The organism is Actinoplanes sp. NPDC049316, from assembly GCF_040677315.1.
In the GTDB taxonomy this organism is placed as follows: domain Bacteria; phylum Actinomycetota; class Actinomycetes; order Mycobacteriales; family Micromonosporaceae; genus Actinoplanes.
The window spans coordinates 16,310-36,021 of record NZ_JBFAQM010000039.1 but is presented as its reverse complement, the minus strand read 5'-3'; the positions used below and the strand labels follow the sequence as shown (position 1 = coordinate 36,021).

Below are 19,712 nucleotides of genomic sequence, written 5' to 3'. Positions count from 1 at the left end.
CCGCTAGACCCAGCTTCCCGGGGCCACCCGGAGCGGATACGGGGCGTCGACCTTCACCGGGTCGGCGCCCTTGATCGTCTCCTGGGGCTCATAGCCGTCCGGGCCCAGGGAGTAGGTGTGCAGCACCGGCTCCGGCGCCCGCTCGATCCGCCAGTAGCAGGCGATCCCGGCCTCGGCGTAGACCGCCGGCTTGAGCAGCCGGTCGCAACGCCGGCTCGGCCCGGTCTCCACCTCGGCCACCAGCGCGACGTCGGCCGGGTCCGCCCAGACCGCCCCGGACGAGCGCGGCCGCAGCACGGTCACGTCGGGGATCAGATTGCTGCGGCCCATCCCGATGCCGACCCGGTCGCACACCCACCACTCGTCGGGCGCCGCGCCGCGCAGCGTCCCGATCAGCGCCGCGACGACGGTCTCGTGCTCACGGTCGAGCGGCGGCGTGACGTGCAGGCTGCCGTCGATGATCTCGTAGCGGTGCCCGTCCGGCGGGAACAGGTGCAGATCCGGCTCGGTCCAGGGGCCGTCGGGGGCGGCCCATCGCACCGGGGAGCTCTGACCGATCACCACCACCGGACCACCTCCAACACCGCGGAGTGCCAGCGTACTCACGCAGGGTTGTTTCTAGCCCGTTTCGAGCCCGGAAGTCGCGCGGGCCGCGAGGAAAGAATCCTTCGCGGCCCGCTTTCCTGCTCAGCTCGGCTGTCAGGCCGTGGCATCCTTGGCGCGCGCCTTCAGCGCCCGCAGCACGCCGTCGCGGCCCTCGGCCACGAGCCGGCGCAGCGACGCCGGATGCCCGTCGACCGCCAGCCAGGCGTCGGTCAGGGCCACGGTCTCCTCGCTGACCTGGTACGCCGGGTACGCCAGCATCACGAACTCCTGTGCCGGCTCGCTGTCCGAACGGGCCCACACGTCATCGACGACCTCGAAGAACTTCGGGGCGTACGGCGCGGTCAGCGCCACCTGCGTCGACGACTGGAAGCCCTGCAGCAGCGAGCGGTTCAGCCAGTTCGGCAGCTTCTCGCCACCGGTCAGCTTGGCCCACACGGCCGCCTTGTTCTCGGGCGTCGGCAGCAGGGCCCGGGCGAGCGCCGCCTCCCGTTCGCCGCTGGCCGTACGGTCCGACTCGAGCTCGGCGCCGATCTCCTCGTCGGTGGCGGCGCCGCGCGCGGCGAGCGCCTCCAGCAGCGACCAGCGCAGCTCGGTGTCGACGGTCAGCCCCGCCGGCACGTCGCGGCCCTCGAGCCAGCCGCGCAGGATCGCCAGGTCCTGCTGGCCGCGGGCGGCGCCGATGAACGCACGTGCCCACGCCAGCTGGAAGCCGCTGCCCGGCTCGGCCGCCATCAGCGCCGTACGGGCCGTCTCCGCCAGCTGCGCCCAGCCGGTCGGCGCCCACTGCGGATCGGCGTACATGGTCAGCGTGGTCTGCGCCTGCCGCAGCGTCGCCGTGGTCAGGTTGATGTCGCGTTCCTTGGGCAGCCCGGTGCGGACCAGGGCGACGTAGTCGCGGGCGGCCAGCTCGGCGTCGCGCACCATGTCCCAGGCCGCCGCCCAGCACAACGCCCGCGGCAGCGACGACTCGAAGCCGTCGATGTGGCGCACGATCGTGGCCATCGACCGCTCGTCGAGGCGCAGCTTCGCGTACGTGAGGTCGTCGTCGTTGAGCAGCAGCACGTCGGCGGCCGGAACGCCGGCGAGCGCGGTGATCGGCGTCTCCTCGCCGGTCACGTCGATCTCCAGGCGGTCGCGGCGCACGAGCCGGTCGCCCTGCACGTCGTAGAGGCCGACGCCGATCCGGTGCGTGCGCAGCGTCGGATACTCCGCCGGCGCCTCCTGCTTGACGACCACGCTCTCGTACGAGCCGTCCGCGCCGACCGCCACGATCGGACGCAGCGTGTTGACCTGCGCGGTCTCGAGCCACTGGGCGGCGAACTTGCGCAGCTCCCGGCCGGATGCCGTCTCCAGCTCGGTCAGCAGGTCGTCGAAGGTCGCGTTGCCCCAGGCGTGCCGCTGGAAGTACGCGCGCAGCCCGGCGACGAACGAGTCCAGCCCCACGTACGCGACGAGCTGCTTGATGACGCTCGCGCCCTTGGCGTACGTGATGCCGTCGAAGTTGACCTCCACGGCCTCGAGGTCGGGCATCTCGCAGTACACCGGGTGGGTGGACGACAGCTGGTCCTGGCGGTAGCCCCACGTCTTGCGCACCGACAGGAACGTCGACCACGCGTCGGTGAACCGGGTCGCGCTCGTGTTGCACCAGTGGCTCGCCCACTCGGCGAACGACTCGTTCAGCCACAGGTCGTTCCACCAGCGCATGGTCACCAGGTCGCCGAACCACATGTGGGCCAGCTCGTGCAGGATCGTGTTGGCGCGCTGCTCGTACTCGTAGTCGGTGACCTGCGACCGGAAGATGTAGTGCGCCTCGGCGTGCGTGACGCAGCCGAAGTTCTCCATCGCGCCGGCGTTGAAGTCGGGAACCCACAGCTGGTCGTACTTCGGCAGCGGGTAGCGCACCCCGAACTGCTCGTGGAAGAAGTCGAAGCCCTGCTTGGTGATGAGGAAGAGCTCGTCGGCGTCGAGGTACTGCGCCATCGACGCCCGGCAGAACACACCCAGCTCGATGCCGTCGTGGCTGTCGCGCACCTCGTGGTACGGCCCCGCACACAGCGCCGTGATGTACGTGCTCATCCGCGGCGAGATGCCGAAATGCACCGTCTTGGCGCCGCCCGCGGCCTCCTCGGTGCTCGCCACCGGCATGTTGGAGACGACCTTCCAGTGCGCCGGCACCGTGGCGTGCCACGTGAAGACGCTCTTGAGGTCGGGCTGGTCGAACGCCGCGTACACCCGCTGGGCGTCCGCCGTCTCGAACTGGCTGTAGAGGTAGACCTCCTTGTCCACCGGGTCGACGCTGCGCTGCAGGCCCTGACCGCTGGCGGAGAAGTGGAAGTCGGCGTCGACGACGAGGGTGTTCTCCGCCGCCAGGCCGGTCAGCGTGAGGCCTTTCTCCGCCGACCAGGCGGAGGTGTCGACCGGGCTGCCGTTGAGCTCGGCGGAACGGATGCCGGCCGCAGCGACCTCGATGAACGTCTGCGCCCCCGGCTCGGTGCAGCGGAACGTGACCCGGGTGACCGTCCGGAAGGTGCCGTCGCCAGGGTTTCCGGCCCCATCGGTCAGATCCAGGGCGATGTCGTACCCCGTCACCTCGAGCAGGCGGGCCCGCTCGGCGGCCTCGACCTGGGTCAGGTTACGAACTCCGGCCACGATCACTCTCCTCCATGCTGGTCGGGGCGGCTCCGCCTCCGGCCTCGAGCTTTCCACGTCAGCCTATGTGGTTGACGCGTGGCGCATGTCACCGCCGGGCGCCGCCCGGCGGGTGCAGGATCGGGGGATGAGCGAACGTGCTGCCGTCGACATGTGGTTCGACCCCATCTGTCCCTGGGCCTGGATGACCTCGCGCTGGCTGCTCGAGGTGGAGAAGGTCCGTCCGCTCGACGTCCGGTTCAACGTGATGAGCCTCTCGGTGCTCAACGAGGGCCGTGATCTGCCCGAGGACTACCGCAGGATGCTGGACAACGGCTGGGGGCCCGTCCGCGTCTGCATCGCCGCCGCCGAGGCCGCCGGCCCGCAGGTGCTCCGCGACCTCTACACGGCCCTCGGCACCCGCATCCACCTGCAGAAGACCGAGTGGGACGAGAAGCTCTACAAGGAAGCGCTGACCGAGGTGGGGCTCGATCCGGCGCTGTCCGACGCGGCGTCCAGCGACGCCTGGGACGAGGCCCTGCGCGGGAGCCACAACGCCGGCATGAAGCCGGTGGGCACCGACGTCGGCACGCCGGTCATCCACGCGCCCGGCCCGGTGGACGGCGAGAAGGTGGCGTTCTTCGGCCCGGTCGTCACCCCGGCGCCGAAGGGCGAGGCCGCCGGCCGGCTCTGGGACGGCGTCCTGCTGGTCGCCGGTACGCCGGGCTTCTTCGAGCTCAAGCGCACCCGGGACATCGACCCGATCTTCGACTGAAGTCATCACGTCCGGGGGACGACGGTCGTTGTAAAGGTGAGAACCGTCACCTCGACCGGAGGCCGCCATGACCGAGTCCGACAGCGTCGCCACCACCACCATCGCGGTGCACCGTGGCGCCTGGGAGAACGTCTGCCCCTCGCTGCCGGCCGAGGTCGCGGCGATGATCGCGCCGCCCGTGACGGTCTCCAGCCTTCCGGTGACCGACGTGTCCGGGAGTGCCGACGCGCGGCGCCGGGCCCGGGAGGCCCGGTTCCGCGGCAACATGCCGTCGGTGCCCGCGTACGGGCGGCACCGGCGCGCCACGACCTGAAGGGTGGGACGGCGGCGGGCCCCTCACACGGCTGTCGGACCCCCTGGGTAGCGTCGCGGTCATGACGGTCGTGCACCCGATCAGCCGGGCCTGGATCACCACTGGCGGCACCGGCGCGCAGAACTACGACGAGTTCGCCGACGACGCGGAGATCACCGCGATCATCGCGGACAACCCGCACAGCGCGCTGGCCATCGAGATGCCCCACCGGGCGCCGGGGTCGGTGGGCAGGGCGTTCCTCGACTGCCTGCCCGCCGCCGCCGCGCGCCTCGCCGACGAGAAGGCCGACGGCAGCTACACCCCCGCCGAGCAGGTCGTCGTGCTGTATCGCATCAGCGCGCCGGGCGAGCCCTCCGCGTACGGTCTCTGGGCGATGGTCGACACCGACCAGATCTCCACCCGGGCCGACGAGCCGGGTCTCGTCATCCGCAACGAGGACGTGTTCATCGCCAAGGTGCGCGAGCGGGTCGCCCTGGCGGAGACGCTGCAGACCCTGCTGTCGCCGGTCCTGCTGCTGCAGACCGGCAAGGGTGACGAGCTGCACGCCGCGCTCGCCGCGGCCACCGACAAGGCCGGCGCGCCGGCCGCGACCGACGTGGACCAGAGCGGCCGCACCCACGCGATCTGGGTGGTTCCCGAGGGCCCGCTGCAGGACGAGCTGACCGGTCTCGCGGGCGGCGGCGACCTGGTCGTCGCCGACGGCAACCACCGCAGCCTGGCCGCCCAGACCGGCGGCCTGCCGCGCTTCCTCGCCGTGGTGACCACGCCCGCGTCCGTCGCCATCCAGCCCTACAACCGCCTGGTCAGCGAGCTTCCGGTGGCCGACCTGGTCCAGCAGCTGACCGCGGCCGGCGCGCGGGTCGAGGAGCTGCCGCGCCCCGCGGCCATTCCCGCCAAGGGCACGATCGAGCTGTACGCGGACAGCAAGTCGTATGCGGTGGTCCTGCCTTCCGCGCAGGGCGCGCCGGCGGTCGACAACCTGGACCACGCGCTCGTCGAGCGGGTGCTGCTGCGTGACGCGCTCGGCCTGGACCCGGGCGACAAGCGGATCTCGTACGTCGGCGGCGACTACCCGGCCGAGTGGCTGCGCGGCGAGGTCGACGCCGGCCGGGCGGAGCTGGCGATCCTCATCGCCCCGGTCACCGTGGACGACTTCGTGGCCGTCAACCTGGCCCGGCAGAAGCTGCCCCGCAAGAGCACCTGGTTCACGCCGAAGGCCCGCGGCGGCCTCGTCCTGGCCCAGCTCGACTGAATGTTGCATCCCCAGGTGGAGGCGTCGCTGGCGATCCGGCGGCGCCCGCCCGCCGACCTGCTGGCGGCCGAGCCGTACGAGCAGCTCCTCTTCGCCCGCCGGGCCATGGAGGAGTCCAACGAGGCCGAGTGCGGCCCGGCGATCCCGCTGCCCGTGGTCGTCGACGTGGACGCCGGCGGCGTGCCGTGCCGCCTGTACGCGACCAGGGCAGGCGCACCCGTCTTCGTCTACGTGCACGGCGGCGGCTGGTGCTACGGCAGCGTGGAGACGTTCGACCGGCTGTGCCGCCGCATCGCCGACCGGTCGGGCTGCGCGGTCCTGTCGGTGGACTACCGGCTCGCGCCCGAGCACGTCTGGCCGGCCGCCCTCGAGGACGTGGAGACCGTCCTCACATGGGTCCGTAAGGAGGGCGCAGGCTTCGGCGTGGACCCGTCCCGCATCGCGATCGGCGGCGACAGCGCGGGCGGCCAGCTCGCCACGGTCGCGGCCCGGCGCCAGCGGGACGTGGCCACACCCCTGGACCACCAGGTGCTCATCTACCCGGCGATCGACCCGATGACGGCCTCGGAGTCCTACGACGAGGTCGGCGGTCACGGCCTGGACCGCGCCTCGATGAGGCTGGCCTGGGAGACGTTCGTCCCGTCCCCCGCCGACCGGTTCAGCCCCGACGTCGCCCCGCTCGCGGCCGAGGACCTCGCCGGCATGCCACCCACCCTGCTGATCACGGCCGAGTACGACGTCCTCCGCGACGAGGGCGCCGACTACGCGGACGCGCTGCTCACCGCCGGGGTGCCGGTCGTCCACGTCCGGTACGCGGGGGTCAACCACGGCTTCGTCCGCAAGCTCGCGCTGTTCGACGCGGCCCGCGCGGCAGCCGATCACATCGCAGTGACCCTGCGTGCGGCACTGACCTTCTGACCGGGCCCGGCCCGTACGGCAGCCGATCACCCGGTCGTGACCCTGCGGGCCGCGCTGACGTTCCGAACGGCGTTTGACAGACTGCGGTCATGCGCGTCTACCTCGGTTCCGACCACGCCGGCTTCGAGCTGAAGAGCCACCTCGTCAACCACCTCGCCAAGCAGGGGTACGAAGTCGTCGACGTCGGCCCGCACGTCTTCGACCCGGAGGACGACTACCCCGCGTTCTGCCTGAACACCGGCGCGAAGGTGGTCGCCGACCAGGGCAGCCTCGGCATCGTCATCGGCGGCTCCGGCAACGGCGAGCAGATCGCCGCCAACAAGATCCCCGGCGTCCGCTCGGCGCTGGCCTGGAAGGTCGAGATCGCCCAGCTGGCCCGCCAGCACAACGACGCCAACGTCCTGGCCCTCGGCGCCCGCCAGCACACCCTCGACGAGGCGTCGGCCATGGCGGAAGCCTTCCTGACCACCCCGTTCTCGGGCGACGAACGCCACGCCCGCCGCATCGGCCAGCTCGCCGAGTACGAGAGCACCCGCGACCTGCCCCCGCTCCCCGCATCCTGACCGGCGTGCCCGGGCCGGCCTCCACCGCCGGCCCGGCCCGCGTCATGTCCGGCCCGCCATCCCGACCGGCCCACGATCCCGGCGCCGGCCGCCATCCCGGCGCCGGCCGCCATCCCGGCCGGACCCGACGACCATCCCGGCCGGACCCGACGACCATCCCGGCCGGCCGGGCGTCCGCGCGCCGGGTCTAGCGTCCGCGGGGCAGATCTTCCCGGGGCACCCAGTTGCGCCGCACGATCACCAACTCGGTCTCGGCCGCGGCGACCTGCTCCTCGGTCGGCCGCGCGGCGTCCCGTGCCCGCATCGCGGCGGTGACGCTGACCTGCGAGGATCCGGATCCGACCAGCCCGCGCAACCCCCGCTCACCCGTCTCGTCGCCGGCGCCGGCCCGCGGCCCGGCGGCCACCCGGCCCCCACCTGCGGAAACAGGCCTGGACCCCACCCCGGCCCCCGAGGTCGGCCGCGCCCCGGCCCCCGAGGTCGGCCGCGCTCCGGCGCCCGAGGGCGGTCGCGCCCCCGCGCGAGATCCCGATTCAGTTCCGCTCCCGACTCCCGCACCGGACGTGGGCCGAGGCCCGGCACCGCCCGGCCCGGGCCGCGGCGCCCGCTGTCCACCCGGCGCAGCGCTCCGAGCGGCGACAGCGCCTGGATCAGCGCGAACCGCCATGGGCTCGTCCTCCGGATCATGAACCGCGGCCGTCTCGGCGACGGCACCGCCCACCGCCGGCCCGGCATCCGCGCCGACGTCGCCGGAGCCGCTCAGGACCGACGGATCACCGGTCGAGGCGCGGTCGGACGGCTCGGCGGGCGCGGCGGCGGCCGTGTGGGAGGGACGCACGCGACGGCGTCGACGCTCGGTAGGTTCGCCCATGACGCCGAACCTACCGCCGGGCGGCGCCCCGCAGACACCTCAGAAGACCTCCGTCGGGTACGGCTTCCGATGCCACCCGAACGCCGTCGCGGCCGCGCGCAAAGTCCCCGGGGTCAGTTCCCGTACCCGCCCGGCGTCGGCGAGCGCGCTCAGCGAAACCGCCCCGAGATAGGCCGTGCCGAGTTCCAGCACCGAGCATTCCAGGTCGGCGGGGTCGTCCGTACGCGTACACGTCGCGGCGCCGGACCCGTCGACGGTCAGCCGCCACCGGCCGGTGTTCTCGGTCAGCAGGGGATCCGTCACGTCGAGCACCACGTCCACCGGCGCCGCGTACGCCCGCGCCGCCAGCGCCCGCGGCACGTCGATGACCCGGATCCACAGCGCGTCCGCCAGGCTCGTACCCAGCCGGCGCGGCTCGTCCACCAGGTACTGCAGCGGCTCGTCCACGGCGGCGAAGTCCACGGAGACCCTGCGCGCCAGGTCGATGCCCATCAGGAAGCGCCACAGAGTCAGGTACGTCGCCGGGTCCGCGGCCACGACCTCGCGGACCTGCACCTCGCCGTCCGGCCCGTGGGCGTCCCAGCGGCCCTTCGTGCGCCAGAGCGCGTACCCGGTGGGGCCGTTCGCCGTCTCGTGGATCACGCCGTGCCGCACTGTGGCGCCCTCGCGCTGCGATTCGAGGTCGGACAGCACGAACCGCCACCACCGCTCGTCGCGGCTCGACCAGCCGACCTGGGTCGAGCGCAGCTGCTCGTACACCTTGCCGAGCTCGGGGATCGCCTCGAGGGGTTCGACGAGCCGGAGCCGGCCACCGTCGGCGGGGAGCGGCAGGCTCACCTCGCGGCTCATGACGTCCATGCGCAGCCGCTGCGCCGCCGGGCCGTACCCGTACCGTGGATAGATCTTGGTCTCGCTCGCCCAGAGCACCGCGACGGGCTCGCGGCCGCCGGCCGCGATCTCCCGCAGCTGCCGGTGCATCATCCGGTTGAGCAGCCCGCGGCGGCGGTGGGTCGGCGCGACGCCGACCAGCGTGACGTGCGCGGCCGGGACGACCGCTCCGGGCACGGTCAATTCCCTCGTGTACGCGGCCACCTGCCCGACCACGGTGCCGGCGTCGTCGGCGACCAGCGTCCGCTCGGGCTCCCACACGGAACCCTCGACGTCGCGTTCCCCGGACGTGGGTGTGTGGTGGAAGACGTGGCCGAGCAGGTCCGAGATGGCATCCCAGTCCTCCGCCGCGCCGATCCTGATCGTGATGCCGGAGGCGTCCATGCTGTTTTGTGTAACGGACGGCGTGCGTGAGGGCGAGCGATTTGTTGGCTCGTTACTCTCGAAGCAGGGCGGCGACGGGCCGTGCCGGGGGAGGGGAACGATGCCGGAGCAACCGCAGTGGTCCGAGCGGACCCTCGACATGCCGCCGCAGGATCCCTGGGCCGATCCGCCGACGACCGACATGCCGCCTCGCGCGCACCGCCCGGGCGCCGGCTCTCACCCCGACCCGACCCGGCAGTATTCCGCCGCTGAGCCGACCCGCGCCGCGCAGCACCCGCCCGCGGATCCGGCCCGTGCCGCGCAGCGTTCGCCCGCCGACCCGACTCGTGTCTCGGCGCACGCATCCGCGGACCCGACCCGCATCGGCCAGCCGAGCGCCCCGCCGGCGCCCGCGCCGTCACCGTTCTCCAGCGGCCGGGCCGCCGTCACCCCGCGGCCGCAGCCGCAGCACTTCACCGAGCACGAACCCACGGGTACGGGCTGGCCCGGCGCGGAACCCCCGGCCCAGCATCACCCGCTGAGCTGGCACATCGCGCAGTTGCGCCGCGGCGGCGAGTGGAGCTTCGCCGGCCTGCTGTTCGCGTTCGTGTGCTGGGGCATCTGGGCCATCTCGTCGGACGGCGACCTGACCGCCCCGATCATCGTCTTCCTGGTGTCCGTGCTGGTGGCCGGCGGCGTCTTCGCGCTGTCCCGGCTGGTCGGCCGGCTCGTGCTGGAACGTCAGCTGGGCCGCACCCGCCACACCGCCAAGGGCTCCCACATCGTCGCGGGCGTGTTCCTGGCGGGTGTCGGCATCGCCCACCTCCGCCAGACGGAGTGGGTCATGACCGCCTTCAACTGGGTCGTGGACCTCTTCAAATGACAGCGACGTGGCCGGGGCGCAAACCCCGGCCACGCGTCGTACTATCCGCGCCCGCTCATCGCCGTACCGGTCTCCAGCAGCGACTTCAGGTCGCTGAGCACCCAGGCCCAGCCACCGCCGCCGGCCTCGTCGAGCGGCGACCCGGCCACCATCGTCGAGGTGGCGGGCGCCCCGGTCAGCTCGTGCGTGACCGTGAGCCGGCACACCCCGGGCTGCGACTTCAGCTCCTCGATCAGGTAGGTCAGCGTCGTGAACGGCTCGGCCGCCGTCGTCGGGTCCATGAGCATCCGCCAGGTCTGCTTGAGCAGCCGCGGCGGGTCGGCCTCGAGCACCTCGCCGTCGACGATCGTGTCGGGCATCGGGAAACCGTTCTCCTTGGCGTACGCGCGCATCTCGTCGGTCGCCTCGGAGCGGTACGAGCCGCCCGGCTTGAGCTCGAAGTAGGCGGGCGCGGCGTACCCGTATTTCGCGGTCCATTCGGGGTCGGTGATAGCGGTCCAGATCTTCTCCGGCGTGGTCTTGATCCAGACCCGGAAGACCTGGGTGGTCAGCGGCTCGGTCATGTCTCGTCCTCCAGCGCGTTCTTGAGGTCGGCGAGCGCCGTGACGTGACGCTCGGTGTATTTGTCGATCCACCGGTCGTGGATCAGCCGGATCGGCACGGGGTTGAGGAAGTGCAACTTCTCCCGGCCGGACCGGCGCGCGACGACGAGATCCGCTTCCTCCAGCACTTTCAGGTGCTTGGCGACGCCGAAGCGCGTCATCTCCAGCTCGGACTCCAGCTCGGTGAGGGTGCGTCCGTCCCGGGCGAAGAGCAGGTCGAGCAGGAAGCGCCGGGTCGGGTCGGCCAGCGCCTTGAACACCCGGTCGTCGTCCGTCATGACGCCAAGTTAGGTGACCAAAAGGTCACATGTCAAGCCCGGCGAGGCCGCGCCCGGCATGCGGGTCCGACCGCGGGCCGCGCAGAGCGCAGGACAGGTCGGCGGTGGGCGCGCCGGGCCGGCGGCATGCCGTCGCGGCTGCCGCAGGGCTGGGGGGTGAGGTCAGCGGCGGCGGGCGGGGCGCCGGATCCGGCCCAGGGTCGCGGTGACCGCCCGCGCGATCACGACCCCGGCGACCCCCGCCAGGATCAGGGCCAGCGCGAGCGAGACCTGTCCGCGCATCCACAGGAACCCGATCTCGACCCCGCCGGTGTTCTGCGCCACGAAGACGATCAGCAACATCAGCGCGAGCGCTCCGGCCCAGACAGCCGGGCGTGCGCCGGGCCGCCGCGTTCCCGGCCGCCGCGCCGGCGCCTCGCCCGCCGGTCCGAGCCCGGCGAGCGTCTGCGCCAGCTCATCCGGCAGGGGAGGTGCGGCGTCCGTCTTCCGGTCCGGGTCCGCGGGGGGCACCGGCCACTGCTCCGATGGGTACGCCATAACTGACAGTGTTACTCACGACTGCGCTGTGTCAGGGGCGTACACGCGGCTCCGCAGAATTAAGAACGAGCTAATAGACCTTGGTCTAATCCGGACGTTACGGTCTCCGCCGGATTGCCCCCACCCCCACACAACGATTCGGATCACCATGCGCAGACCCGTCCTCATCGTCGGCGGCATGGCCGTCGTCACCGTGGTCGCCGGCATCGCCGTCGCGGCGAGCGCCAGCGCCGGGACCACCACGTACGAGGCCGAGGCGTCCGTCAACACCCTCAGCGGCGGAGCCACCACGATCGACTGCCGGCGCTGCTCCGGCGGCTCCCGCGTCACCGGCATCGGCCGCGAAGGCGTCCTGACCGTCACCGGAGTGGTCGCCGAGCAGACCGGTCCCACGAAGCTCGCGGTCACGTACACCGCGGAACGCAACCGTACGGCCCAGATCAGCGTCAACGGCGCGGTGCCCACCGCGATCGTCTTCCCCGGGACGCGGGGCTCCGGCCGCCCGGCCACGCTGCGGATCACGGCCACCCTCCAGGCGGGCGAGAACACCCTCGCCTTCGGCAACCCGGTCGGGCCCGCGCCGGACGTCGACAAAATCGTCATCACCACGGACGGGACGCCGCCTACCCCCGTACCGACGGTCACCGCCTCGGGCGATCCCGGCGCGACCGCGACCGCATCGCCGGCGCCGAGCCCGACCGCGTCGACCGGCCCGGTCTCGCCCCCGCCGACGCCGCCCACCGCACCCGCCGCGGAGCCGACGGGCTCGCCGGAGCCGACGACGCCGCCCACGACGACCCGGCCCCCGGCCACGACACCGCCGGCGAGCCCCACCGCCGTCCCGAGTCCCACCGGCAACACCGCCCTCGAGGCCGAGGTCGTCCGCATCGTCAACGACGAACGCGCCAAGGCCGGCTGCAAGACACTGACCGCCGACGACCGGCTGACCGCGGCCGCGCGTGGCCACTCGGCGGACATGGCGGCCCGCAACTTCTTCAGCCACACGACGCCGGAGGGAGTGGAGTTCGCCACCCGGATCACGAACGCCGGCTACCGCTGGTCCGGGGCCGGCGAGAACATCGCGAAGGGCCAGCGCACCCCCGCCGAGGTGATGACCGCCTGGATGAACAGCAGCGGCCACCGGGCGAACATCCTCAACTGCGGCTTCAAGAACATCGGCGTCGGCGTGGCCGCGGACGCCCAGGGCGCGCTCGTCTGGACCCAGGACTTCGCCAGCCCGCTCTGACCGTCAGCCCACGTAGCGGCGCGCCTTGCTGCGCCGCTGCGCGGCATCCAGCGGAGCCAGCCGCGACTCGACCTCGGCGGGTCGCGGCCGGCGCAGCGTCACCAACCACGGCAATCCGCGTACGGCATCCAGCACCGCGAGCGCGGACGCACCCCGATCCGCGGGTACGCGTCCAGCAGCTCCGCCGCCACCCGCAGCGACCCGGGTTCCCACCACGTGTCGTCGTCGCAGAACGCCACGTACGGCGTGTCCAGCCGGCGTACGCCGATGGTGCGTGCCACGGCGCCGAGGCCTCGCTCAGGGCGACCACGACGACGCCGGGGAAGCGGGAGCACACCGCCTCGGCGGTGCCGTCGGTGGACCCGTTGTCGACCAGCACGATGTGCGGCCGCTCCGGCAGCTCGCGGAGCCGCGCGACGGCCGCGACCGCCTCTCCGGGCAGCGATTCCACGTGATGACCACGACCCCGATCCGACGATCAGTCATGCCCGCCGCTGTTCCCCGAAACCGGCGATCCATGGCGGTTAACCGCGCCACACGTGGGCAAGCGTCACCGCATGACCCAGGACCAGTACACGATCCAGGACCCGCGCTCGCAGTACCCGTCCCCCGAGCTGAAGGGCGGCGACCAGCCGCACCCCGGCAACACGCGGACGATGCCGGACAAGCCCGACCACGGCGAGGAGACGTACCGGGGGAGCGGCCGGCTCACCGGCCGGCGCGCGGTCATCACCGGCGGCGACTCGGGCATCGGCCGGGCCGTGGCGATCGCGTACGCCCGCGAGGGCGCGGACGTGCTGATCTCGTACCTGCCGGAGGAGGAGCAGGACGCGCAGGACACCGCGCAGCTGATCCAGAAGGCCGGCCGGACCGCCGTGACCGTGCCGGGCGACATCCGCGACGAGGCCCACTGCCAGGCGATCGTCGACCGGGCCGTGAGCGAGCTCGGTGGCATCGACATCCTGGTCAACAACGCCGCGTTCCAGATGGCCCAGCCGGGCGGCATCAGCGACATCACGACGGAACAGTTCGACCGGGTCATGAAGACCAACCTGTACGCGATGTTCTGGCTGTGCCGCGCCGCGCTCCCGCACCTGCCCGCAGGCGCGTCGATCATCAACACCGCGTCGATCCAGGCGTACCAGTCCTCCAGCGCGCTGCTCGACTACGCCACCACCAAGGGCGGCATCGTCGCCTTCACGAAGGCCCTCGCCGAGGACCTGGCGGAGAAGGGCATCCGGGTCAACGCGGTAGCCCCCGGCCCGATCTGGACACCCCTGATCCCGGCGACGATGCCCGACGAGAAGGTCGAGTCCTTCGGCGCCGACACCCCGCTGGGCCGCGCCGGCCAGCCCGCCGAACTCGCCCCCGCGTACGTCTACTTCGCATCCCAGGAGTCCAGCTACACCACGGGCGAGGTCCTCGGCATCACCGGCGGCAAGCCGGTCAGCTGATGACGACGCGAATCACGGGCTCCTTCCCGTTCACCGCGCCCGCGGAAGTGGTCTTCGACGTCCTCACCGACCCGGACCGCACCTACCGCTGGCTCCCGGAGGGCATGACAACCGAACCCCGATCCCACGGGTACGCCGTGAGCAAAGACCCCGCCCACCTGAGCATCCAATGGGCCCGCCCGGACGGCACAGGCCTCACCGCCACCGCGACGGTCCGGGACGCCCCGGCGGGAGGCAGCATCCTCGACGCGGAACTCGAACTCCCGGACACCCTGACAACCGCCGACGCCAACTCCATCCTGGCCGACACAATGACCCGCCTCCAACGCGACGTCAGCGACAACTTCAACGCCGGCTGACCCCCGTCCCTGAACTCTCTGGAGGCCCCGGCCGCTGCAAGCCGGCCCCACCCGGGAGGTGGCACCGACCGCACCGGGGGGCTTGGGTGTTCGGCCGCCGGCCGCTGCAAGCCGGCCCCACCCGGGAGGCGGCACCAACCGCACCGCGGGGTCTGGGGGCTCGGCCCCCAGACAGAATGCGAAACGCCCACGTCAACGCACTCCGCTGACATGGGCATCCCAAAGTTGAGCGGGCGACGAGAATCGAACTCGCGTAATCAGTTTGGAAGGCACAAGAGCGCGTGCATCGCTGCGCATGCTGTGCATCGCCGTGCAGGTCAGAGGCTAGATCCGCTCCGCGCTCCATTGATTCACGTGCGTCGTGCGCATCCTGTGCAGCTAGTGCTGTGATACGCCCCGTGATACGTCGTGAAAGGTCGATGCGTTCCGTGCGCAGCATGCACTTGATGCACACAAGTGCGTGATCCGACTTGCGAGCGTATCAAAATGATGCTTCACTGATCTGGTCCGCAAGGCACTAACTAAAGCGGGCCCGGCAGGGGCTGCAACCCCTGTTGTTCCGGGCCCTTGATCGCCCCAGGAGGCGACCCGTGACCATCGTATGCAATCCCACCGTGCCCGGAACCGCCCCGGCCCTCGACCTGCGCGTGCAGCGGCCCGCCGGCGGCCCGTGGAACCTCACCGCCCACCGCGGCGGCCAGACCATCGCCGACCTCACCCGCACCGTCAACACGCCGGGGGAGGCCTTCGCCGCCGCCCAGCGCATCACCGACGCCGCCGCGATCGCCGCCGGCCCCTGCCCCGCCTGGTGCGTCACCGGCCCCCACGAGCCGTACCCGACCGACCGCCTCGACGACGGCGCCCGCCTGCACACCGGCACCGACACCGTCCTGGCCGTCGGCGGCGGCTGCGGCCCGCTCCAGCTCGAGGTCAGCCCGCAGTGGATGCAGGGCGGCGACGAGCCGCCGCAGGTCCGCGTCGTCGTCGCCGAGGACCACCAGGAGCAGGCGGAGATGCTGCTGACCGTCGAGCAGGCCGAGGGCCTGGCGGCCGAGCTGCTCGCCGCGGCCGTGAAGCTGCGGGCCACCGCCGCGACCGCCCCGGCCGCCCGATGACCCTGGTCCAGCTGCGGCGGATCCGCTGGGGTGTCCGCGCCGTGCTCATGCTCGGCGTGGCCGCCTCGGTGGTCGCCAACGTCCTCCACGCCATCCCGAACCCGATCAGCCAGTCGATCGCGGCCTGGCCCCCGCTCGCCCTGCTGCTGACCGTCGAGCTGATCTCGCGGATCCCGGTCCACTCCCGGGCCCTCGGAGCAGCCCGGGTCGTGGCGACGACGGTCATCGCCGGGATCGCGGCGTGGGTGTCGTACTGGCACATGGCCGGCGTCGCATCCCGGTACGGCGAGACCGGCGCCGCCCCGTACCTGATCCCGATCTCCGTGGACGGCCTGATCGTGGTCGCCTCGATCTGCCTGGTCGAGCTGGGCGGCCGGATCCGCACCGCGGACACCACGACCGGAGTCGATCACGATGGACCGCTCATGGTCCGGCTCGACTACCCGGCCCCGATCGGCCCCATGCCCGCCCCGGGGCGCGTAGTGGACCACGAGGACCAGGCGGTCCCCGACCCGGTCCAGGCGGCCCCGGAGCGGACCCGGGCGGCGAGGGTCAGGCGCCGGCTCACCGCCGCCGAGCGGATCACTGCCGCGCACAGCAAGAACCCCGACGCCACGCACCACGAGATCGCCGCCGCGGCGAGGGTCTCGCTGACCAGCGTGAAGCGGCACCGGCCCCGGCGCACACCAGACCAAGACCAGACAGCGCCGGAGGTCCCCGAGCTGGTCCACGCGCCTGCGTGACGGCTCCCGTCGCCGCCCCCGGATTCACGCCTGCAAGCAGCCGGGGGAGGCGTGCGGAAGCCGCCAGAGCAGGCGGCCCAGCAAGGAGACACCCATGAAGTACAAGGACCTCACCGACGCGCAGCAGCAGCTGGTTGCCCGAATCCAGGACGCGACCGACTGCGGTTTCACCGACGAGCTCTTCGCGGAGCTCCGCGCCACCGACGCGCCGGCTCAGGACAAGGCCGCGGTGGCCGAGTTCCTCGGCGGGAGCAGCGCCGCCCGCGAGTTCCTGGAGGGCTGAGCGGTGCACGGAGACCCGCGGGACTTCATCAACGCCCGCGTCGTCCGGGCCGACGGCAGCGAGCCCCTGGGCGCCGCCGGCGTCGTCGAGGACGCGCAGATGGACCGGCCCGACGGCGACGTCCTGCTCGTGCGCTGGGCGACCGGCACCCGGTGGGAGAAGCCCACCGGCCTGCGCGAGATCTGACCTCACCCGATACGCGCGGCGCCCGGCCTCGGATTCCAGCCCCGGCCGGGCGCCGCCACTCCCGACAGGAGCAACACCACGATGCCAGAAACACACGCCGACGGGCCGCAGCGATACCGGCTGCGGATCTTCGACGGCAACTACGAGATCCTCACCGACCGGCTCTTCCAGGTCGTCCTCGACCTGGCCACCCCGGCCGGCCAACTCGCCGCCGACGCTGCACTGACGCCCTGGTGGCGGGCCGCGTGCCGCCTCGCCCGCCTCCGCGGCGAGCAGGCGGACGCCGTACGCCTCCAGGTCCACGAATGGGGCACCGGCGGCCCGAAGGTCTTCGACTGGATCCCCCGATGAGCGGCCACGCGATGTCCCCGACCGGCGTCGCCGTCGTGCTCCTGCTCGCCCTGGTCGTCGACTACATGTCCGTCGGCCCCGACAGCCTCCGCGACCGCCTCGCGTTCCTCCTTGCCGTGCCCGGCTTCCGGGACGGCTTCAACGGCAGCCCACTCGACGCGTGGACCGTGCAACGCCTCCACGACGCCATCGGTTTCCTGCTCGAGCAGACCGACGGGGCGTACATCGCGGGCGCGTCGATCAACGTCCTGATCGGCGCCGGCGTCGGCATCCTCGCCCTCTACACGGTCGGGTGCCTGCTGCCGGTGAAGGCCGCGTCGAAGCTGGGCCGGTTCGCCGCCATGACCTTCCCGACCTCGGCCATACGCCGGCTGAACTGGAAGCTGTGGCTGTGCGCGTTCCTCCTCGGGATCCTCGCCGACCTGGGCCGCGGGGTGATCGGGGAGGCCACCGAGGGCGCCGTCGTGGCCCTGACCGATCTGGTGGGGCCGCTGCCGATCCTGCTGTTCGGGGCCGCCTGATGCTCACCATCGTGATGACCGCCGCGCAGGCGGAGCCACAGCGGGGCTGGGGAGGCCCGCTGGCCATCCTCGCCGCTTTCGCCGGCATCGGCCTGATCCACCTTTTTATGGAGCGGCGCCGGAGCCCCTCCCCTACCCCACCGCGGGGGCGGCGTTCCGGGGTCAATTCCCAGGTCACGGCGGGGTCTGACCCTGTTGACCCCGGTGCTGACCCCGGCTGGTGGGGTCAGATCGTCGAGGTCAACGGGGTACGGATGCGCAAGGTCAGGCAGGTGTGGCGCACCGGCTCGACCCGCCTGCCTGAGAACGCCGCGGAGCCTCCGGAGGACGACGGCGTGGACCTCGCCCTGGACGGGCCCGGGGAGGCCGCCAGCGAGCCGCAGAGCCTCGACGCGTGGCTGGCCGAGCACGACGGCCAGGCCGGCACCAACGAACTCATCCGCCAGGCCGCCGCCCGGTACCGGGTGTCGGAGTCCACCGCGAAGCGAGCGCTTCGCCAGGTCCGGCGGGGCCCCGGCCGGGCAGGCTGAGGGACAGGATCAGGGGGCAGATCCCGTACGGCGCTCAGCGCTGCGGGATCTGCCCCCTGCCCGTCAGCTCTCTGGGTCTTCGGCGAGTTCCGGCCGGTGCTCCCGAATCCACACCTCGACCTCCTCGGCGTCCCACACCGAGCCCATCGTCAGCGTCTGGTACGGCGCCGGGAAGTCCCGGTCCCGGGTGATGGCGTGAGCACGCGACCGGGTGACGCCGAGCCGCGCCCCGATCTCCGCCGTGCCCATCAACCGCACTCTCCGCACAGATCAGACGCTATGCGCGGTCGCCCACGCGCATAGTCCATAGTCACGTCTGTGGATCGCTGCTCTGTACGATGCGCATGGACATGTGTACTGTCCGGTCTTCGGGGCCGGCGCCCCGCCGAGGGGCCCGCAGAAACCCCGCCTGGCAGCCGACCGGAGGAGACGGAATGCCTCGCGCCCGCCACATCACCCACGAACGCCGCCGCCTGTTCTTCAGGCCATGGAGAGCCACCTGCCGCTGCGGCCTTGGCGCCTGGCCGTGCCCGGCCGCCCGCGCCCCGCTCCCGGCCACCGATCCAGCCCCGCCCGCCGGCGGCAGCGCGGCGTGGGACACCCGCACCCAGCAACTACCCCAAGTCACCCGCGAACGGCCGCTGCTGACCCCCGGCCAGGTGTGGCGCTCCCAGAAGGGCGCACGCCGGTGAACGACGCCGACTACGAGGTGGGCGACCGGATCACGTTCGTCCCGACCAGCCACGACCCGGTCGAGATCAGCACTCACCGCCACGCGATCGTGACGGCCGTCCACGAGCCGGCCGACCCGATGGGCTGGCCCACGTACGAGGTCGGGCACGCGGGCATGGTCCGCCGGTACGGGCCCTTCAGCAGCGACCAGCTGGTCCGCGGCTGGGACGTCCCGTGACGGACCGCGAGCACGTGCCTTGCCGACCAGGCTGGGACTGCTGGTCCTGCGACCGGCCGTGGCCCTGCGACCCCGCCCGCGAGGACCTTGCCCTCCAGCTCGACCCGGTCGAGCTCGCGAAGTTCATGGGCGAGCGACTGGCCGAGGCCGCCCGGGACGTCCCCACCCTCCAGCCGGGGGAACTGTTCGAGCGTTTCCTCCAGTGGACCTGGAAAGTTAGGCGCCAGTGAGCCCGCGTTGCGTCCCGGCCTACTCCCGGAGTGCGGCGCGGGCTTCCCGCTCCACCCGGCGCCGGCGGCGCTCCCGCATGCCCGCCAGGGCGTCCTCCCGCACGGTGGTCACCGTGTGGTCCGCGTACAGCTTGGCCAGCTGGGCCCGTGTCAGCACGATCGTGTTGCCGTAGTGCACGTGCTCGATTCGCCGGGCGCGGCAGTCGTCCCGCAGCGACCGGAGGCTGAACCCGGTCAGCGCGGCGACCTCGGCCAGCGGGAATGGCTTGAGCGCGTCGGTGTCGTCCACGCGCCCAGCCGATCACCC

The 19,712-nt window shown here is 72.4% G+C and carries 29 protein-coding genes; 19 read left to right on the top strand and 10 right to left on the bottom strand.

The annotated features are described in order from the left end of the window. Positions 1-3 precede the first annotated feature (3 nt). Entirely contained in the window at positions 4-567 is a 564-nt protein-coding gene (locus AB0K03_RS36990) for a Uma2 family endonuclease (protein ID WP_364695395.1), read from the bottom strand. Positions 568-699: 132 nt separating this feature from the next. Further along, positions 700-3,255, bottom strand: coding sequence for an aminopeptidase N (gene pepN / locus AB0K03_RS36985; protein ID WP_364695392.1), 2,556 nt, complete (start codon positions 3,253-3,255; stop codon positions 700-702). Positions 3,256-3,382: 127 nt separating this feature from the next. Here pepN and AB0K03_RS36980 point away from each other — a divergent pair, with 127 nt between their 5' ends. From AB0K03_RS36980 to AB0K03_RS36960, 5 genes are all read left to right on the top strand, one after another. Continuing rightward, a complete protein-coding gene (locus AB0K03_RS36980; protein ID WP_364695389.1) occupies positions 3,383-4,009 on the top strand; it encodes a DsbA family protein in 627 nt (208 codons plus the stop codon). A gap of 67 nt (positions 4,010-4,076) precedes the next feature. Then, positions 4,077-4,322, top strand: a complete 246-nt coding sequence (locus AB0K03_RS36975) for a hypothetical protein (RefSeq protein WP_364695386.1) — start codon at positions 4,077-4,079, stop codon at positions 4,320-4,322. Positions 4,323-4,383: 61 nt separating this feature from the next. Continuing rightward, positions 4,384-5,574, top strand: coding sequence for a DUF1015 family protein (locus tag AB0K03_RS36970; RefSeq protein WP_364695383.1), 1,191 nt, complete (start codon positions 4,384-4,386; stop codon positions 5,572-5,574). Continuing rightward, a complete protein-coding gene (locus AB0K03_RS36965) occupies positions 5,575-6,492 on the top strand; it encodes an alpha/beta hydrolase (RefSeq protein ID WP_364695381.1) in 918 nt (305 codons plus the stop codon). It begins immediately after the preceding gene. Between the two features lie 89 nt (positions 6,493-6,581). After that, positions 6,582-7,055, top strand: a complete 474-nt coding sequence (locus tag AB0K03_RS36960; RefSeq protein WP_364695378.1) for a ribose-5-phosphate isomerase — start codon at positions 6,582-6,584, stop codon at positions 7,053-7,055. A 187-nt stretch (positions 7,056-7,242) separates the two neighbouring features. Here the strand turns inward: AB0K03_RS36960 and AB0K03_RS36955 are convergent, their stop codons facing one another. Both AB0K03_RS36955 and AB0K03_RS36950 read right to left on the bottom strand, forming a co-directional pair. Beyond that, positions 7,243-7,497, bottom strand: a complete 255-nt coding sequence (locus tag AB0K03_RS36955) for a hypothetical protein (RefSeq protein ID WP_364695376.1) — start codon at positions 7,495-7,497, stop codon at positions 7,243-7,245. 468 nt (positions 7,498-7,965) lie between these two features. Continuing rightward, positions 7,966-9,198 (bottom strand): GNAT family N-acetyltransferase, encoded by a 1,233-nt coding sequence (locus tag AB0K03_RS36950; protein ID WP_364695373.1) that lies wholly within the window; start codon positions 9,196-9,198, stop codon positions 7,966-7,968. Between the two features lie 100 nt (positions 9,199-9,298). On the opposite strand from AB0K03_RS36950, the gene AB0K03_RS36945 reads away from it, so the two are divergent. Then, entirely contained in the window at positions 9,299-10,060 is a 762-nt protein-coding gene (locus AB0K03_RS36945; protein ID WP_364695370.1) for a DNA-directed RNA polymerase II, read from the top strand. 41 nt (positions 10,061-10,101) lie between these two features. On the opposite strand, the gene AB0K03_RS36940 is transcribed toward AB0K03_RS36945, so the two are convergent. From AB0K03_RS36940 to AB0K03_RS36930, 3 genes are all read right to left on the bottom strand, one after another. After that, the gene (locus AB0K03_RS36940) at positions 10,102-10,623 is read right to left on the bottom strand and encodes an SRPBCC domain-containing protein (protein ID WP_364695368.1); all 522 of its coding nucleotides are present in this window, start codon (positions 10,621-10,623) and stop codon (positions 10,102-10,104) included. After that, positions 10,620-10,940: a metalloregulator ArsR/SmtB family transcription factor gene (locus AB0K03_RS36935; protein ID WP_364695367.1), complete on the bottom strand. Its 321-nt coding sequence runs from the start codon at positions 10,938-10,940 to the stop codon at positions 10,620-10,622. The genes AB0K03_RS36940 and AB0K03_RS36935 overlap by 4 nt, the downstream gene beginning before the upstream one ends. A gap of 162 nt (positions 10,941-11,102) precedes the next feature. Beyond that, a complete protein-coding gene (locus AB0K03_RS36930) occupies positions 11,103-11,477 on the bottom strand; it encodes a LapA family protein (RefSeq protein WP_364695365.1) in 375 nt (124 codons plus the stop codon). A gap of 148 nt (positions 11,478-11,625) precedes the next feature. Here AB0K03_RS36930 and AB0K03_RS36925 point away from each other — a divergent pair, with 148 nt between their 5' ends. After that, the gene (locus tag AB0K03_RS36925; RefSeq protein ID WP_364695362.1) at positions 11,626-12,723 is read left to right on the top strand and encodes a CAP domain-containing protein; all 1,098 of its coding nucleotides are present in this window, start codon (positions 11,626-11,628) and stop codon (positions 12,721-12,723) included. A gap of 98 nt (positions 12,724-12,821) precedes the next feature. On the opposite strand, the gene AB0K03_RS36920 is transcribed toward AB0K03_RS36925, so the two are convergent. Next, complete coding sequence (locus AB0K03_RS36920; protein ID WP_364695359.1) at positions 12,822-13,004, bottom strand: glycosyltransferase; 183 nt, start codon at positions 13,002-13,004, stop codon at positions 12,822-12,824. A gap of 276 nt (positions 13,005-13,280) precedes the next feature. On the opposite strand from AB0K03_RS36920, the gene AB0K03_RS36915 reads away from it, so the two are divergent. The 9 genes from AB0K03_RS36915 to AB0K03_RS36875 all read left to right on the top strand — a co-directional run bounded on the left by AB0K03_RS36915 (position 13,281) and on the right by AB0K03_RS36875 (position 18,265). Further along, on the top strand, positions 13,281-14,177 hold the full coding sequence (locus AB0K03_RS36915; RefSeq protein WP_364695356.1) for an SDR family oxidoreductase: 897 nt from the start codon (positions 13,281-13,283) through the stop codon (positions 14,175-14,177). Further along, the gene (locus AB0K03_RS36910) at positions 14,177-14,536 is read left to right on the top strand and encodes an SRPBCC family protein (RefSeq protein WP_364695353.1); all 360 of its coding nucleotides are present in this window, start codon (positions 14,177-14,179) and stop codon (positions 14,534-14,536) included. The genes AB0K03_RS36915 and AB0K03_RS36910 overlap by 1 nt, the downstream gene beginning before the upstream one ends. A 590-nt stretch (positions 14,537-15,126) precedes the next feature. After that, on the top strand, positions 15,127-15,651 hold the full coding sequence (locus AB0K03_RS36905; protein WP_364695350.1) for a DUF6907 domain-containing protein: 525 nt from the start codon (positions 15,127-15,129) through the stop codon (positions 15,649-15,651). Next, positions 15,648-16,394, top strand: coding sequence for a DUF2637 domain-containing protein (locus AB0K03_RS36900; RefSeq protein WP_364695347.1), 747 nt, complete (start codon positions 15,648-15,650; stop codon positions 16,392-16,394). The genes AB0K03_RS36905 and AB0K03_RS36900 overlap by 4 nt, the downstream gene beginning before the upstream one ends. A 94-nt stretch (positions 16,395-16,488) precedes the next feature. Next, entirely contained in the window at positions 16,489-16,677 is a 189-nt protein-coding gene (locus AB0K03_RS36895) for a hypothetical protein (RefSeq protein WP_364695344.1), read from the top strand. Positions 16,678-16,680: 3 nt separating this feature from the next. Further along, positions 16,681-16,863, top strand: a complete 183-nt coding sequence (locus AB0K03_RS36890; RefSeq protein ID WP_364695341.1) for a hypothetical protein — start codon at positions 16,681-16,683, stop codon at positions 16,861-16,863. A gap of 81 nt (positions 16,864-16,944) precedes the next feature. Then, positions 16,945-17,214 (top strand): hypothetical protein, encoded by a 270-nt coding sequence (locus AB0K03_RS36885; protein ID WP_364695338.1) that lies wholly within the window; start codon positions 16,945-16,947, stop codon positions 17,212-17,214. Continuing rightward, on the top strand, positions 17,211-17,735 hold the full coding sequence (locus AB0K03_RS36880) for a hypothetical protein (protein ID WP_364695335.1): 525 nt from the start codon (positions 17,211-17,213) through the stop codon (positions 17,733-17,735). Before AB0K03_RS36885 ends, AB0K03_RS36880 begins: the two co-directional genes overlap by 4 nt. Beyond that, complete coding sequence (locus AB0K03_RS36875; RefSeq protein ID WP_364695332.1) at positions 17,735-18,265, top strand: hypothetical protein; 531 nt, start codon at positions 17,735-17,737, stop codon at positions 18,263-18,265. Before AB0K03_RS36880 ends, AB0K03_RS36875 begins: the two co-directional genes overlap by 1 nt. Positions 18,266-18,328: 63 nt before the next feature. On the opposite strand, the gene AB0K03_RS36870 is transcribed toward AB0K03_RS36875, so the two are convergent. Beyond that, positions 18,329-18,532: a DNA-binding protein gene (locus tag AB0K03_RS36870; protein WP_364695329.1), complete on the bottom strand. Its 204-nt coding sequence runs from the start codon at positions 18,530-18,532 to the stop codon at positions 18,329-18,331. A 167-nt stretch (positions 18,533-18,699) separates the two neighbouring features. Here AB0K03_RS36870 and AB0K03_RS36865 point away from each other — a divergent pair, with 167 nt between their 5' ends. From AB0K03_RS36865 to AB0K03_RS36855, 3 genes are read left to right on the top strand one after another with little or no spacing between them, the layout of a single operon-like run. Beyond that, entirely contained in the window at positions 18,700-18,957 is a 258-nt protein-coding gene (locus AB0K03_RS36865) for a hypothetical protein (protein WP_364695326.1), read from the top strand. Beyond that, positions 18,954-19,175 carry a hypothetical protein gene (locus AB0K03_RS36860; protein ID WP_364695323.1) on the top strand — a complete coding sequence of 74 codons (222 nt, stop codon included), beginning with the start codon at positions 18,954-18,956 and terminating at the stop codon, positions 19,173-19,175. Before AB0K03_RS36865 ends, AB0K03_RS36860 begins: the two co-directional genes overlap by 4 nt. Next, entirely contained in the window at positions 19,172-19,405 is a 234-nt protein-coding gene (locus tag AB0K03_RS36855; RefSeq protein WP_364695321.1) for a hypothetical protein, read from the top strand. The genes AB0K03_RS36860 and AB0K03_RS36855 overlap by 4 nt, the downstream gene beginning before the upstream one ends. Positions 19,406-19,424: 19 nt before the next feature. Here the strand turns inward: AB0K03_RS36855 and AB0K03_RS36850 are convergent, their stop codons facing one another. Then, positions 19,425-19,694 carry a hypothetical protein gene (locus AB0K03_RS36850; protein ID WP_364695318.1) on the bottom strand — a complete coding sequence of 90 codons (270 nt, stop codon included), beginning with the start codon at positions 19,692-19,694 and terminating at the stop codon, positions 19,425-19,427. Positions 19,695-19,712: the final 18 nt, after the last annotated feature.

Excerpts from the sequence above, each read along its gene's own strand:
- AB0K03_RS36960 (WP_364695378.1), top strand. The coding sequence starts at position 6,582 with ATGCGCGTCTACCTCGGTTCCGACCACGCCGGCTTCGAGCTGAAGAGC.
- AB0K03_RS36940 (WP_364695368.1), bottom strand. The coding sequence starts at position 10,623 with ATGACCGAGCCGCTGACCACCCAGGTCTTCCGGGTCTGGATCAAGACC.
- AB0K03_RS36885 (WP_364695338.1), top strand. The coding sequence starts at position 16,945 with ATGCCAGAAACACACGCCGACGGGCCGCAGCGATACCGGCTGCGGATC.
- AB0K03_RS36980 (WP_364695389.1), top strand. The coding sequence starts at position 3,383 with ATGAGCGAACGTGCTGCCGTCGACATGTGGTTCGACCCCATCTGTCCC.
- AB0K03_RS36945 (WP_364695370.1), top strand. The coding sequence starts at position 9,299 with ATGCCGGAGCAACCGCAGTGGTCCGAGCGGACCCTCGACATGCCGCCG.
- AB0K03_RS36910 (WP_364695353.1), top strand. The coding sequence starts at position 14,177 with ATGACGACGCGAATCACGGGCTCCTTCCCGTTCACCGCGCCCGCGGAA.
- AB0K03_RS36950 (WP_364695373.1), bottom strand. The coding sequence starts at position 9,198 with ATGGACGCCTCCGGCATCACGATCAGGATCGGCGCGGCGGAGGACTGG.
- AB0K03_RS36880 (WP_364695335.1), top strand. The coding sequence starts at position 17,211 with ATGAGCGGCCACGCGATGTCCCCGACCGGCGTCGCCGTCGTGCTCCTG.
- AB0K03_RS36975 (WP_364695386.1), top strand. The coding sequence starts at position 4,077 with ATGACCGAGTCCGACAGCGTCGCCACCACCACCATCGCGGTGCACCGT.
- AB0K03_RS36935 (WP_364695367.1), bottom strand. The coding sequence starts at position 10,940 with ATGACGGACGACGACCGGGTGTTCAAGGCGCTGGCCGACCCGACCCGG.
- AB0K03_RS36930 (WP_364695365.1), bottom strand. The coding sequence starts at position 11,477 with ATGGCGTACCCATCGGAGCAGTGGCCGGTGCCCCCCGCGGACCCGGAC.
- AB0K03_RS36875 (WP_364695332.1), top strand. The coding sequence starts at position 17,735 with ATGCTCACCATCGTGATGACCGCCGCGCAGGCGGAGCCACAGCGGGGC.
- AB0K03_RS36915 (WP_364695356.1), top strand. The coding sequence starts at position 13,281 with ATGACCCAGGACCAGTACACGATCCAGGACCCGCGCTCGCAGTACCCG.
- AB0K03_RS36895 (WP_364695344.1), top strand. The coding sequence starts at position 16,489 with ATGAAGTACAAGGACCTCACCGACGCGCAGCAGCAGCTGGTTGCCCGA.
- AB0K03_RS36965 (WP_364695381.1), top strand. The coding sequence starts at position 5,575 with ATGTTGCATCCCCAGGTGGAGGCGTCGCTGGCGATCCGGCGGCGCCCG.
- AB0K03_RS36900 (WP_364695347.1), top strand. The coding sequence starts at position 15,648 with ATGACCCTGGTCCAGCTGCGGCGGATCCGCTGGGGTGTCCGCGCCGTG.
- AB0K03_RS36865 (WP_364695326.1), top strand. The coding sequence starts at position 18,700 with ATGCCTCGCGCCCGCCACATCACCCACGAACGCCGCCGCCTGTTCTTC.
- AB0K03_RS36970 (WP_364695383.1), top strand. The coding sequence starts at position 4,384 with ATGACGGTCGTGCACCCGATCAGCCGGGCCTGGATCACCACTGGCGGC.
- AB0K03_RS36925 (WP_364695362.1), top strand. The coding sequence starts at position 11,626 with ATGCGCAGACCCGTCCTCATCGTCGGCGGCATGGCCGTCGTCACCGTG.